General features: G+C 40.9%; 14 protein-coding genes and 1 riboswitch. Of the genes, 12 read left to right on the top strand and 2 right to left on the bottom strand.

Annotated elements, in window-relative coordinates:
• Nucleotides 1-10 precede the first annotated feature (10 nt).
• The 11 genes from sufB to FQ085_RS11870 all read left to right on the top strand — a co-directional run bounded on the left by sufB (nt 11) and on the right by FQ085_RS11870 (nt 11,222).
• Complete coding sequence (sufB, locus tag FQ085_RS11920; protein ID WP_058385871.1) at nt 11-1,408, top strand: Fe-S cluster assembly protein SufB; 1,398 nt, start codon at nt 11-13, stop codon at nt 1,406-1,408.
• 261 nt (nt 1,409-1,669) lie between these two features.
• Complete coding sequence (locus FQ085_RS11915; protein WP_058385870.1) at nt 1,670-2,530, top strand: DUF72 domain-containing protein; 861 nt, start codon at nt 1,670-1,672, stop codon at nt 2,528-2,530.
• Complete coding sequence (locus tag FQ085_RS11910; RefSeq protein ID WP_058385869.1) at nt 2,530-3,357, top strand: sulfite exporter TauE/SafE family protein; 828 nt, start codon at nt 2,530-2,532, stop codon at nt 3,355-3,357. The genes FQ085_RS11915 and FQ085_RS11910 overlap by 1 nt, the downstream gene beginning before the upstream one ends.
• Before the next feature lie 12 nt (nt 3,358-3,369).
• Nucleotides 3,370-4,713: a bifunctional metallophosphatase/5'-nucleotidase gene (locus FQ085_RS11905; protein WP_058385868.1), complete on the top strand. Its 1,344-nt coding sequence runs from the start codon at nt 3,370-3,372 to the stop codon at nt 4,711-4,713.
• Between the two features lie 71 nt (nt 4,714-4,784).
• Nucleotides 4,785-4,965: riboswitch (Lysine riboswitch) on the top strand.
• A 109-nt stretch (nt 4,966-5,074) separates the two neighbouring features.
• Nucleotides 5,075-6,649, top strand: coding sequence for a Na+/H+ antiporter NhaC family protein (locus tag FQ085_RS11900; RefSeq protein ID WP_149456699.1), 1,575 nt, complete (start codon nt 5,075-5,077; stop codon nt 6,647-6,649).
• 194 nt (nt 6,650-6,843) lie between these two features.
• Nucleotides 6,844-8,364: a sodium-dependent transporter gene (locus FQ085_RS11895; protein WP_058385866.1), complete on the top strand. Its 1,521-nt coding sequence runs from the start codon at nt 6,844-6,846 to the stop codon at nt 8,362-8,364.
• 15 nt (nt 8,365-8,379) lie between these two features.
• Nucleotides 8,380-8,511, top strand: coding sequence for a methionine/alanine import family NSS transporter small subunit (locus FQ085_RS11890; RefSeq protein WP_143039520.1), 132 nt, complete (start codon nt 8,380-8,382; stop codon nt 8,509-8,511).
• A gap of 143 nt (nt 8,512-8,654) precedes the next feature.
• Nucleotides 8,655-9,578 carry a lipoyl synthase gene (gene lipA / locus FQ085_RS11885; protein WP_058385865.1) on the top strand — a complete coding sequence of 308 codons (924 nt, stop codon included), beginning with the start codon at nt 8,655-8,657 and terminating at the stop codon, nt 9,576-9,578.
• Between the two features lie 14 nt (nt 9,579-9,592).
• Nucleotides 9,593-9,919 (top strand): YutD family protein, encoded by a 327-nt coding sequence (locus tag FQ085_RS11880; protein ID WP_058386934.1) that lies wholly within the window; start codon nt 9,593-9,595, stop codon nt 9,917-9,919.
• 84 nt (nt 9,920-10,003) lie between these two features.
• Nucleotides 10,004-10,459 carry a DUF86 domain-containing protein gene (locus FQ085_RS11875; RefSeq protein WP_058385864.1) on the top strand — a complete coding sequence of 152 codons (456 nt, stop codon included), beginning with the start codon at nt 10,004-10,006 and terminating at the stop codon, nt 10,457-10,459.
• Nucleotides 10,449-11,222 carry a TIGR01457 family HAD-type hydrolase gene (locus tag FQ085_RS11870; protein ID WP_058385863.1) on the top strand — a complete coding sequence of 258 codons (774 nt, stop codon included), beginning with the start codon at nt 10,449-10,451 and terminating at the stop codon, nt 11,220-11,222. Before FQ085_RS11875 ends, FQ085_RS11870 begins: the two co-directional genes overlap by 11 nt.
• Nucleotides 11,223-11,350: 128 nt before the next feature.
• Here FQ085_RS11870 and FQ085_RS11865 read toward each other — a convergent pair whose 3' ends face one another.
• A complete protein-coding gene (locus FQ085_RS11865; RefSeq protein WP_058385862.1) occupies nt 11,351-11,587 on the bottom strand; it encodes a YuzB family protein in 237 nt (78 codons plus the stop codon).
• Between the two features lie 152 nt (nt 11,588-11,739).
• Between FQ085_RS11865 and FQ085_RS11860 the strand changes: the two genes are divergently transcribed.
• The gene (locus FQ085_RS11860; RefSeq protein ID WP_058385861.1) at nt 11,740-12,807 is read left to right on the top strand and encodes an NAD(P)/FAD-dependent oxidoreductase; all 1,068 of its coding nucleotides are present in this window, start codon (nt 11,740-11,742) and stop codon (nt 12,805-12,807) included.
• 89 nt (nt 12,808-12,896) lie between these two features.
• Here the strand turns inward: FQ085_RS11860 and FQ085_RS11855 are convergent, their stop codons facing one another.
• The gene (locus tag FQ085_RS11855) at nt 12,897-14,084 is read right to left on the bottom strand and encodes a tyrosine-type recombinase/integrase (protein ID WP_149456698.1); all 1,188 of its coding nucleotides are present in this window, start codon (nt 14,082-14,084) and stop codon (nt 12,897-12,899) included.
• Between the last annotated feature and the right edge of the window lie 4 nt (nt 14,085-14,088).

The following is a 14,088-nucleotide window of genomic DNA, read 5'->3' as shown; positions in this document are numbered from 1 at the left end:
AGGAACGACGATGGCGAAAAAAATGCCGGAAATCGGTGATTATAAATATGGGTTCCACGACAAAGATGTATCAGTTTTTAGATCTAAACGTGGCCTGACTGAAGATATTGTAAGAGAAATTTCAAAAATTAAAGATGAGCCAGAATGGATGTTAAAATCCCGTCTGAAAGCATTAAAATTGTTTTATTCAATGCCAATGCCACAATGGGGCGGCGATTTAGGTTCACTAAACTTTGATGAAATTACGTATTACGTAAAACCATCAGAAGCGAGCCAAACTTCATGGGATGAAGTTCCTGAAGAAATCAAACGCACATTCGATAAATTAGGTATTCCAGAAGCAGAGCAAAAGTATTTGGCTGGTGTTTCGGCTCAGTACGAATCTGAAGTTGTTTACCACAACATGAAAGTTGAATTGGAAGACATGGGGATTATCTTTAAAGATACCGGTTCTGCTCTTCGTGAAAACGAAGACCTTTTCAAAGAATATTGGCAGTCAGTAATTCCAGCAGCAGATAATAAGTTTGCAGCGTTGAATACGGCAGTTTGGTCTGGTGGATCATTTATTTACGTGCCAAAAGGCATTAAAGTAGAATCTCCACTTCAAGCTTATTTCCGTATCAACTCGGAAAACATGGGCCAATTTGAGCGTACATTAATTATCGTTGATGAAGGCGCAAGCGTTCATTATGTAGAGGGCTGTACAGCTCCTGTTTACACAACGAATTCACTTCACTCTGCTGTTGTTGAAATTATTGTGAAAAAAGATGCTTATTGCCGTTATACGACAATTCAAAACTGGGCAAACAATGTCTTTAACCTTGTAACAAAGCGTGCATTTGTTGACGCGAACGGAACAATGGAATGGATTGATGGCAACATCGGTTCGAAATTGACAATGAAATACCCAGCTATTTACTTGAAAGGTGAAGGCGCACGCGGCATGACTTTGTCGATTGCAATCGCTGGTAAAGGACAGCATCAAGACGCTGGAGCGAAAATGATTCACTTGGCTCCAAATACATCTTCATCAATTGTTTCGAAATCAATTTCAAAACAAGGCGGGAAAGTTTCGTATCGCGGAATCGTTCATTTTGGACGTAAAGCGGACGGCGCACGTTCAAACATTGAATGTGATACGTTAATTATGGACAACCAGTCAACTTCTGATACAATTCCATACAACGAAATTTTAAACGATAACGTTTCTTTGGAGCACGAAGCGAAAGTTTCAAAAGTATCTGAAGAGCAATTGTTCTACTTGATGAGCCGTGGTGTTTCTGAGCAAGAAGCAACAGAAATGATCGTAATGGGCTTTATCGAACCATTCACGAAAGAACTTCCAATGGAATATGCGGTAGAAATGAACCGTTTAATCAAGTTCGAAATGGAAGGCTCGATCGGTTAATAGACGAATAACTAACGGGCTGTCCCAAAAGGTCATGAAATATGACTTTTGGTGACAGTCTTTTTGTGTCTTGTAAGATTTAATTGCTTCCCATGCTATTCGGTGGAATTAAAATACTTCTAACTAGACGGCTATCTTAGTAACCTAAAATAATATTTTCTCCCTGAACTCTCAATTGATCAAAAGAAACTCCCTTTAAAAAAAGACGTTCTATTTTTTCTATGCTATCATAAAATAATAACCAGAAATGGAGGCGGGACGATGATTTATGTAGGTTTGACGGGGTGGGGAGACCATCCAGATGTCTATAGCCCTGGCTCAAAGAAAACAGATAAATTGATCGATTACAGTGCTCATTTTCCAATTGTAGAATTGGATTCCTCCTTTTATGCAGTTCAGCCGGAAAAAAATATTCGGAAGTGGATGGAAGAAACGCCAGAGCCGTTTCAGTTTGTAGTAAAAGCTTATCAAGGAATGACAGGACATCTGCGTGGAGAAAATCCATTTGACTCACGCGATGACATGTTTGAAGCGTTTAAAAAATCCATTCGCCCATTAAAAGAAGCTGGGAAACTGGCAATGGTACTGCTTCAGTTTCCGCCGTGGTTTGATTGCCAAAAAGACAATGTCGATCAACTTCGAGAGATTACCGGGCGTTTAAAAGAATTTGATCTGGCAATCGAATTTCGTCATCAATCCTGGTATGCCAATGGGATGAGTGAAAAAACCGTGGACTTCTTACGGGATAATCAGTTGATTCACACAGTGTGTGACGAACCGCAGGCAGGAGATGGCTCAATTCCACTGGTTCCAATTTCTTCAAGAACAGACAAAGTGCTACTTCGTATTCACGGTCGCAATGTTCATGGCTGGCTAAATCCAGGGCATGGACAAAACTGGCGGGAAGTTCGTTATCTCTATGATTATAATAAAGAAGAACTGGGCGAAATCAGTCGTGCTGTAAACCTATTGGCGCAAACAGCAGAAACGGTCTACGTGATTTTTAATAATAACTCAGGAGGCCATGCAGCAGGTGACGCTAAAGAGTTCCAGAATATGAATGATTTATCATTTGACGGGCTTTCACCAAAGCAAATGGATTTATTTGAAGGAGGATTTTAATGGTTTTTATCGTTATGGCACTTGTCGGAGTGGCTTCTGGCATAGTGGGTGCATTGATAGGGCTTGGTGGTGGCGTTATACTGGTTCCAGCTTTACTTTTTCTAGGCACCAGTTTTGCGTTTTTTCCGGACCTTTCGCCTCAGAAAATTGTTGGCTTATCAGTCATCATGATGATTTTCACAGGCTTGTCTTCAACTTTAGCTTATATGAAAGTTCGAACAGTCGATTATAAAAGCGGACTTATTTTCTTTGCAGGAAGTGCACCCGGTACAATCATTGGTGCTTTTGTTAATAAAAACTTGGATTTGCCGTCATTCAATCTGTATTTCGGAATTCTTCTCGTTTTTCTATCGCTGCTTTTACTGTTGCGCGACCGGCTCAAAGCGGTTCGCTGGTTCGTGGACAACGGTCGTAAAACAACGTTTATAGACAATCAAAATAAAGAATATATTTATGGTTATCCAATTTGGTTTGCCTTGTTATTAACTTTTTTTGTTGGAGTGGCTTCAGGGTTGTTCGGTATCGGTGGTGGCTCAATTATCGTGCCTGCGATGATTTTATTGTTCTTATTCCCACCACATGTAGCCATTGGGACGTCTATGTTTATGGTGTTTTTATCAGCACTTGTCAACTCCGTTACCCATATCTCATTAGGAAACGTGCCATGGATTTATACGCTAGCCGTTGTTCCAGGTGCATACATGGGTGCGAAAATAGGTGCGAAGTTAAACAAGCGCCTGAATTCGGAAATGCTGGTGACCATTTTGCGTATTGTCCTTTTGATTCTCGGGTTGCGATCGATTTATGAAGGAATATTTAGTTCTTAAAGAGGTGTTTTCATGAGTGAAACTATTCATATTTATCATACAAATGATTTGCATAGCCATTTTACAAATTGGCCACAGATTAAATCGTTTTTAGCTGAACGAAAAAGATGGCACGAAGAAGAAGGCGACGTCTGTCTTATTTTAGATATTGGTGACCATGTTGATCGTTCGCATCCTTATACAGAAGGCACAGCAGGCAAAGGCAATGTGCAATTACTAAACGAAGCGCAATACGATGCTGTGACGATTGGCAATAACGAAGGCATTACACTGTCAAAAGAAGAGCTTGCTGATTTGTATGTTCAAGCCGATTTTAAAGTGGTGGTGTCAAATTTATTTGATTTGCGTGGCAATCGACCTCAATGGGCTAAGCCCTATCATATTATCCGTACAACAAACGGAAAACGGATTGGATTAGTGGGTGCAACCGCAGAGTTTACGCCTTTTTATCATAAACTGGGTTGGCGACTTACAGATGCCAAAGAATCTATTATTCAAGCAGTAAAAGAAATTGAAGAACACACGGATTTAATTATTTGCTTATCACATCTTGGCATTAAAGAAGACGAGTTATTGGCGGATCTTTGTCCACAAATCAATATTATTTTGGGGGCACATACGCATCATGTTTTTCATGAAGGCAAATGGCAAGGGGACACTTTGCTAGGTGCTGCAGGAAAATTCGGTGTTTACGTTGGTCATATTGCTGTAGCAGAAGCATTTGAAAAAACCACTGCGCAACTCGTTGAAGTGTCTCGGTTACGCGAAGAACAAGAAGGATTTGATGAACGGCTAATCGAGCAGGGAAAAATACAAATGAACGAGTTAGTTTTTCATAGCGACAAGACGCTAAAAGCAGAGTGGTTTAAAGATTCAGAGCTGGCAACTTTGTTTGGACAAGCGCTGATTGAATTTACAGAAGCCGATTGTGCGTTATTTAATGCCGGAATATTTATGGAAGATATGGCAAAAGGTGCGATGACTCGCTACAACTTTCATCAAATGCTGCCTCATCCAATCAACCCTTGTCTTGTCGAGCTAAGCGGAGCCGAGTTAAAGGAGATTTATTTGCAGTCTTTGAACTCAGAATGGCCACAGCTCGAGTTAAAAGGAATGGGATTCCGTGGCGCGGTGTTTGGCAAGATGATTCATTTGAATATGGAAATTATAAATCACCGGTTTTATATCAATGGGCAACTAGCAGTGCACGATCAAACTTACCGATTGGTTACGTTAGACATGTTAACGTTTGGCTACTTTTTTCCAAGCTTGAAAAGAGCGGCTAAGACATATTTTATGCCAGAGTTTCTGCGTGATGTGTTTAGCGAGTATTTTCATAGCAAAGCCTTGAAGTAGAAGGCCTATTCGGAATATAAACGCAGTTGATTTTATGGTGATTTTGGGCTATGCTAATAAAGAAATATATATTGGTGGGTAGAGGCTGCAGGACTGATCAGTAAGATGCGCGAGTTTGACCGCGTTGAACGCATCTGAAAGGAAGTTTTGCCGAAATCGATTTTCTAGGTCTAAGAAGATGGATTGGGGTCATTCTAAATAAGAATGTCACTGTCATTTGAGCAACAGCTTAAATGGGGAGCTACAGGGTTGTTTGATGTTCTAATGCACAGACGAATTGTAGAAGGCTGACTTTATCCAATTGGAGAGGTCGGCTTTTTTTATCTCATTTTTAACCCATCAAAAATTAGGAGGAGTTTTTATGGAGAATACGATTTTTTCGATTTTGCCGCCGATTATTGCAATCGTTATGGTACTTTTAACGCGTCGTGTGCTATTGTCGCTAGGTACCGGTATTGTAGCAGCAGCTGTAATATTGACATGGTTTGCACCACTTGATGCCTTACAAGAGCTTGTAACATCATTTACGATTATTTTTTGGGATGAAGGTTTCAACGCTTACAACGTCTTTATCATTCTTTTCTTGTTGTTGCTTGGCATTATTACAGCATTCGTTAGTTTATCAGGAGGCAGCCATGCTTTCGCTGAATGGGCTTCCACACGTATCAAGTCGCGAAGAGGGGCGAAGGTTCTAACAGTAGTTCTTGGAATTGTGATCTTCATCGATGACTATTTCAATGCTTTAGCTGTAGGACAAGTTGCACGTCCAATTACTGATCGTTATAAAGTGTCACGCGCTAAGCTCGCGTACTTTATCGATTCGACTGCTGCACCTGTTTGTGTCGTTTCTCCCGTATCAAGTTGGGGAGCTGCAATTATTGGGATTATTGCGACGATTTTAGCAGGACAAACTTTTGTTGAATATTCCGCATTAGAAGCTTTCCTGTGGATGGCACCGATGAACTTTTATGTAGTCGCTTCTCTAGCTATTGTCTTTTTTGTTGCTATTCGTGATGTTGATTTTGGTGAAATGAAGAAACATGAAGTGCTTGCGATTACGGAAGGACAACTTTTTGATCCTAACAAAACAATTCCAGGTGAAATGAAAGAAGATTTTCCAACTCATTCACATGGACATGTTAGAGATTTATTACTACCAATTTTATTGTTGATTGTTGGTACAGTAGGGGCAATGATTTGGACGGGCTATCAGAACGCAGATCAAGTATTTGATATTTGGTTGATTTTTGAAAATACAGATGTGCCAGCTTCCTTATTAACAGGTGGTGTGCTAGGCGCATTAACGTCCATTATCTTATACGTTATGCAAATGAAAAAGAACGAAACAGCTAATGTGGGCTGGATTGGCAAAGGCATTTGGGCAGGTATCAAATCAATGATGGGTGCAGTGCTAATCTTGATTTTTGCTTGGTCGCTGACTTCTTTGATCGGGTTACTTGAAACGGGTGCATATTTAGCAGGCGTTGTGTCTGAAGGCAATGTTCCGACAGCTATTCTTCCCGTTTTACTGTTTGTGTTAGCGGGTGTTATGGCTTTTTCTACAGGAACATCGTGGGGGTCTTTCGGTATCTTATTACCGATTGCCGGTACAATTATGATTGAGGCTGACCCATCCTTATTATTGCCAGCGTTATCAGCAGTGTTAGCAGGAGCGGTTTTTGGTGATCATTGTTCACCGATTTCCGATACGACGATCTTGTCTTCGACAGGAGCGGGAAGCAATCATATGGACCATGTCTTAACTCAGATACCGTATGCGTTAACCGCTGCAGGTATCGCTGCAATTGGGTACATTGTCATAGGTTTCACTGGTTCGCTATTGATTTCGTTAGGCGTAGTCTTAGCCGTGTTAGCCGTTCTCTTTGTTGTCTGGTCACAACGAACAACTATTATTGAAAAACAACAAAATATATAATGAAATCAAGGCAGAGAAGCTATTTCTCTGCCTTTTTACTTTTGCCGCAATAGTTTTTTTAAATTATATTGTGAAATCGTCTTTACATTAAAGCGCTCTCTCGGTATACTATTTTTAGATTAGTTAATAATCTGAAAACAAACAAAATTCCTATTTTTATGTAAATAGAATGGGAATACAGAGGGGGAAGAGTGATGGAACGTTCGCAATGGGGTACACGTGCCGGCTTTATCATGGCAGCTGTCGGCTCTGCAGTAGGTTTAGGTAACATTTGGCGTTTTCCGTATGTTGCCTTTGAAAATGGTGGGGGTGCCTTTTTCATACCATATCTATTTGCATTATTAACTGCCGGTATACCAATTTTAATCCTTGAATTTACGATTGGTCATAAGTACCGAGGTTCTGCACCATTATCATTCTTTAGAATGGGTGGTAAAAAACTAGAATGGCTTGGTTGGTGGGCAGTATTTGTGTCCTTCATTATATCTGTGTACTATGCCGTTATTATCGCTTGGGCAATGCGCTATACTATATTTTCAATCAATCAGGCATGGGGCACAGATACACAAGATTTCTTATTCAATGAATTTTTGCAACTGACAGTTAGCCCAGGGCAAACAGGTGGAATTGTTTGGGGCGTATTTATTCCTCTAGTGCTGGTCTGGGTCATTACACTCGGAATTTTGCTTGCAGGAGTGAAAAAAGGAATTGAAGTGGCTAACCGGATTTTCATTCCAACTTTAGTCGTCATTTTCTTGGCAGTAGTTATTCGTGCAGTTACACTGGACGGGGCATTGGTAGGACTAGAAGCATTCTTCCAACCAGATTTTAGCGCTATTATGGATCCGTCGGTTTGGGTCGCAGCTTATGGACATATATTCTTTAGTTTATCTGTCGCATTTGCCATTATGATTACGTACTCAAGCTATCTTCCTAAAAAGTCGGACATTACAAATAACGCTTTTATCACAGGTTTTGCCAACTCAAGCTTTGAATTATTAGCTGGTATCGGTGTTTTCGCAGCTCTTGGGTTTATGGCATCGCAACAAGGTGTTGAAGTAAGTGAAGTAGCAACAGCCGGTGTTGGATTGGCATTTGTGGTATTCCCACAAATTATCAATGAATTTCCAGGATTCAACGGATTGTTCGGCGTATTGTTCTTCTTGTCGTTAACACTCGCTGGATTGACGTCTTTGATGTCAATTACTGAAACTTATGTCGCTGGGTTTTCTGAGAAGTTCGGTATTTCTCGTAGAAAATCTGTTCTTTTCGGAGGCGGACTTGCAGCATTGATTTCAATTCTCTTTGCAACACAAGGCGGATTGTTCTTCTTGGATCTTGCAGATTACTTTATCAACCAATTTGGTGTTGCAGCAATCGGACTAGTAGAAGTGGTGCTAGTCGTTTGGGTGTTCCGCAAAGCAGATACACTTAAAGCACATGCTAACGAAATCTCGGATATTCATTTGGGTGGCTGGTGGAAATTCAGTCTCGGCATCATTACACCAATCGTTTTAGGTTATATGATGTTCGGTTTACTCAAGCTAAACATTCTGAAAGAGTTTGATACTGAAACTGGAAACTACGAAGGGTACTCAGATATGTTTACCTTATCAGGAGGCGTAGCAGTTGCTTCCGCTGCAATCATTTTCGGAGTTCTATTCTCTCTTGCAAAATGGCATAAAGAACAGGGAGAATATGACGAGCGCAATTAAAAGGAGGAGTATCATATGACTGTAAGTTCAATTGTGGTAATGATTATCGGCATGGTCATTATTTGGGGTGGCTTGGCTGCTAGCATCATTCATGCAGTCAGTAGCAGCAAAAAGAACAAGTCGAAAAATGCTGCAAACAACGTATAATTTACAAGCCCAGAAACTTTTGGTTTCTGGGCTTTTTCATGTCTTTAGAGAGAGACGTGAACTTGTGAGGAACAAACCTTTATGATACATTTGGAGTACAATAGGATTCCATTCACAAATCAGATAGACAGGGGACGATGTGCATGTCAACAAAACAAGAGCATCTTAGAAAGCCCGATTGGTTAAAGATCAAACTCAACACCAATGAAAACTATACAGATTTAAAAAAGATGATGAGAGAAAATAACCTCAATACCGTCTGTGAAGAAGCGAAATGTCCAAATATCCACGAATGTTGGGGAACCCGCAGAACCGCTACCTTTATGATTTTAGGTGCTGTTTGTACAAGAGCCTGCCGTTTTTGTGCAGTCAAAACAGGACTACCGAATGAATTGGATCTTCAAGAACCTGAACGTGTGGCAGCCTCTGTAAAAATGATGAATCTCAAACATGCAGTCATTACAGCGGTTGCACGAGACGATTTAAAAGATGGAGGTTCAGCTGTTTTTGCTGAAACAATCCGCGCGATTAAACGTGCTAATCCATTTACTACTGTTGAAGTCTTGCCGTCTGATATGGGTGGAGTCTATGAAAATCTGGAACGTCTAATGGAAGCAAAACCGGATATTTTAAATCATAATATAGAAACAGTACGCCGTTTAACGCCAAGAGTTAGAGCGCGTGCTAAGTACGACCGATCACTGGAACTGTTAAAACGTTCAAAAGAAATGCATCCGGAAATCCCAACAAAATCCTCATTAATGATCGGCTTGGGGGAAACAAAAGAAGAAATTATTGAAGTAATGGATGACTTACGTGCGAACGATGTCGATATCATGACAATCGGTCAATATCTTCAGCCTTCGAAAAAACACTTAATGGTACAAAAATATTATTCGCCAAAGGAATTTAAAGAATTTTGGGAGATTGCGATGACTAAAGGGTTTTCGCATTGCCAGGCAGGCCCTTTGGTTCGAAGCAGCTACCATGCGGATGAGCAAGTCAATGCAGCTGCTAAAGAGCGTCAGCGCCTCGGAGAAGTGCAAGCAGCTGCTACAAACAGCTAATGGATGGTGGAAAAATGATTACATTGGATCAATGGGAATACGACATATTAATAGATCACCGAGAAGGATTCAAAGAGGAGGCCATAACAGGACGCTATAGCGAAATTTTGTCGAAATATGATTATATTTTGGGAGACTGGGGCTATGGACAGTTACGGTTGAAAGGCTTTTTTGAAGACACGAACCACAAAGCAACCTATGATACAAAAATTAGTACTTTACAGGATTATCTTTACGAGTACTGTAATTTTGGTTGCGCTTATTTCGTTATAAAAAAAGGTGGAAAAGCAGCTCCTTTAATTGAAGAACCCGAACAGCAAACCCCCGAAGCGGATGTGTAATCCGTAAGGGGGTTTTTTTTTGGCAATATGATATGATAAAGAAAGAAATTGACGATTTTCAAACGCCTATTGGAGGGTATTTTTATGTATTTTATTGACCGCAGAAAAATTACTGAAACGATTCAGTACATGAATGCTTTATTGGAATTTTACGAAAAAAAGCAGCAATGGACGTCATTTAATGACTTACTTGCGCTAGAACGTGTCGGGGCAAACATTATTGAGTCGATCATTGATGTCGGTAACTCGATGATTGATGGCTTTATTATGCGTGACCCTGGAAGTTATGATGACATAATCGATATTTTAGTTGATGAAAAAGTAATTACAGCAGACATGGATCAGCCGTTTAAGGATGTCATTGCGTTGCGAAAAATGTTAGTTCGAGAGTTTATGAAAGTAGATCAGCAAGCAATTATCGCAGCACTTGATGCGAATCTTGAATCATTGAAAGCGTTTGGACCGAGAGTCGAGCATTACCTTGTTCATGAATTAGGTCCAGTTTCAGCGTTTATACCGGAGACAAATGATGACAAGTAGAAAACACTATCAAGCCTATTGCCTAGATTTAGACGGAACCATTTATCGCGGAACTGAAGCCGTTGAAGGAGCGGTAGACTTTGTTAAGCGCCTGCAGCAACGGGGGATTGAACCTTTTTTTATTACGAATAACGCATCTATGACGCAACAGCAACTCCAAGACAAAATGGCGGGATTTGGGATTGCTGCTAAAAAAGAACGCATTATGTCTTCCGCAATTGCAGCAGCCAAATACATTAAACGGTGGTATCCAAAAAAGACTGTATACACAGTTGGTTCTCACGGCTTAGATCAAGCATTGCTTCAAGAAGGGCTCGAACGAGTAGAAGAACAAGCCGGCATCGTATTAATGGGACTTGATCGAAATGTTACGTATGATAAATTAGCAACCGCTTGTTTAGAAATTCGCAAAGGAGCTATTTTTTTATCAACAAATCAAGATCTGGCTTTTCCTTCTGAACAAGGCTTTTTGCCAGGAAATGGCGCATTCACAACAATGGTAGCTGCTTCGACAGATAGAGTGCCTGTGTTTATTGGCAAGCCAGAAATTCATATGTTAGAAGCCATTCAACATGAATCGGGTTTTGAAAAAAGCGAAATGGTGATGATTGGAGACAACTATGATACGGATATTCAAGCGGGCATACGCTTTGGCATTGATACCATTCACGTTAATACAGGTGTTAGTAGCACAGATTATGTATTGAAAAAAGAACATCCACCAAGCTTTACAATTGAAAATCTAGGGTTTTGGGAGCTATAAAAACAACTGCCAAAAGAAAAAGCCCGGCGATGCAGCACAAAGCTGCATCGCCGGGTTAAATCGTTTAGCCCCACGAACTTAAGTGTTCCAATTTCTCCATATACTGAAAAAAGCCGTTTTTGAACGGCTTAAAATAATGGGTTTTCCTCTATGAATTCGTAAACTTTTTTCGTCAACTCATCGGGAGAGTCTGCTTCGACGATTTCTCCGTTAACAAGTGCGTACAAAGACTCGGAACATTTTGTGCAATAGCTTAAACAGCCGTATTCCAAAACATCGAGATTGGGATCTCGTTCGAGTTTTTCAAAAGAATCTTGTGCACCATTGGCAATATTACTAATGCAAAATTCAACAATTGGTTTCATTCTAAGTCACCTCACTACAACGAAATCCTACCTTTTTTTGTGGCAGGAGTCAATTAATTGATTTCTGGTGAAAGCATTGTGAAAGTTATCACAATCAGCTATACTCATATGTGAGAAATTGATCTGACAGATGAAAGTTAAAGGAGATTTTTATGAGAAAATTAGTCTTACTTGGAGGCGGTTATGGCAATATGCGGATTTTGCTCCGCTTGTTGCCGTCAAGCCTTCCACAGGATACCGAAATAATTTTGATAGACCGGACACCATTCCACAGCATGAAGACGGAATTTTATGCGTTAGCCGCTGGTACAGAGTCAGACCATGAAGTCCGCGTCCCGTTTCCAGAACACGAACGCCTAACAGTAGTTAACGGAGAAATACTGGAAATCGGCCTTCAAGAAAAATGTATTTTTATGGAGAACGGAGAACGCATAGCCTACGATGACTTAGTAATTGGTTTAGGGTGCGAAGACAAATACCACAACGTACCAGGAGCTGAAGAATTTACTTACAGCATTCAGACGATTGGTAAGTCACGTGCTACGTATCAACAGTTATTAGGACTGCCTGCTGGTGCTGTAGTTGGTGTAGTGGGCGCAGGTCTTAGTGGGATTGAACTAGCCAGTGAACTGCGTGAAAGTCGAAAAGACTTGAATATTAAATTGTTTGACCGGAGTCCACGAATCTTACGTGATTTCCCAGAACGTTTGAGTGATTTCGTTAGAAAATGGTTTGAAAAACATAACGTAGATGTGGTATCGAATTCGAATATCACACAAGTAGAACCAAAGTTGCTGCATAATCATGAAGAAACGATTCCTGTTGATGCAGTTGTTTGGACTGCAGGCATTCAGCCTGTCAAGCCAGTCCGTGATTTAGGGTTAGAAAGTGATGCTAGTGGACGCGTAGTCATCAATCAATATCATCAACTGCCAAACGACAGCAATGTCTATGTGGTAGGAGACTGTGCTGCCTTGCCAATGGCACCTTCTGCACAGCTAGCAGAAGAACAAGCAGAGCAAATCGTTAAAATATTGAAAGCAACATGGAAAGGCGAGGCGTTGCCTGAAACGATGCCTGAAATTAAACTAAAAGGCTTCCTAGGTTCTTTAGGGAAAAAACAAGGATTCGCTTACTTAGCAGATCGCACAGTTACTGGTCGTATTGCTCGTTTAATGAAATCCGGCGTATTGTGGATGTACAAATGGCATAACGGCTAATAAACAGCAAGAACGTTGATATAACTGGGTTTGAACGATTTTTTATGATAGATTTTTTGTCTGCTCGCACAAAACTCGCACATTAAGTTCTAGTTTTGCAACCGAAAGAGGTCACCGTAGTGAGTATGAACTTGCTCGGTGGCGTCTTTTTTCATTTTCTTCGTGACATGCGTATAAATATTTTTGGTTGTCTTGGAATCTTCGTGGCCTACTTTGTTCATGATGGTATCTAAGTCCACACCAGCAGCCGTCATCATCGTAATATGTGTATGCCGTAAAATATGCGGTCCTTCAATTTTCGACAGGGCAGCCTTCTGACAAAGGCGAACCGTCCGATTATAAACAAACCGACTGGCGAATGGATAGCCGTTGTCTCGGCAAAACACGAAATTGCTGTTATCGTAGTCGTCGATTTCCTTGCGGAATTTCAGTTTGATTTTGGCTTGTTTGGTTTTGTGCTTTCTCAGCAGCAACAGAAGATCCTCGTCCACATCAAAAGTTCGGATGGACTTTTTTGTTTTGGGTGGCGTTAATTGATACTTCCTCATATTGTGAGTCGGGTTGTCCATCGTCTTGGTAACACGAATCTGTTTGTCCTCAAAGTTAATGTCGGTCCATTTCAGCGCACAGACTTCACCTACGCGCATTCCGGTGAAAGCCATCAGGTAAAACCATTCCATGTCATTAGGGAGCCCTTGATTGACAGCAGCACGTAAAAACGCCTCGAGTTCTTCTTCTTCAAAATACTTCTCATTAATATCCGTTCGCTCGATTTCCTCTACCGTCAATCTTTTTTTCGGGATGACAATATCTCTTGCAGGGTTATCGGTACGCAATTGGTGCTTGATGGCGTGCTGAAAGACAAAATTTGCTGTTACCTTCGCGCCGTCTAGCATCGACCGAGAAAACCCTTGCTTATCCAAGTCCACTAAGACGTTTTGCATCACACCGTGCGTAATGCGCCCAACAGCGACCGGCCCGATGTATTTGCACAACGTCCGAATGGATGACCGCCGGCTTCGAATTGTGCTGTTCTTAACGCCTGATAGACTGTAGACAGCGTGCCAATCATTCGCAAGTTGTTCGAACGTGATGCGATTTGCTTGTTTCTGGTCAATACCGGATTGCAAATTATCAAGCGCGGTCTGTACTTTTTGTTGAGCGACACTTTTCTTAATCGCTTGTTTCCGTATCGCATTTCGTTTATTCGTTACAGGATCTCTTGGACCTTCCTCATAACATTCCCATTTACCGTTTGGCAATTTCCTGCATTTCATCGCA

It is taken from the genome of Planococcus sp. ANT_H30, assembly GCF_008369335.1.
GTDB classification, from domain to species: domain Bacteria; phylum Bacillota; class Bacilli; order Bacillales_A; family Planococcaceae; genus Planococcus; species Planococcus kocurii.
This window is presented reverse-complemented; position numbering and strand designations above follow the sequence as displayed.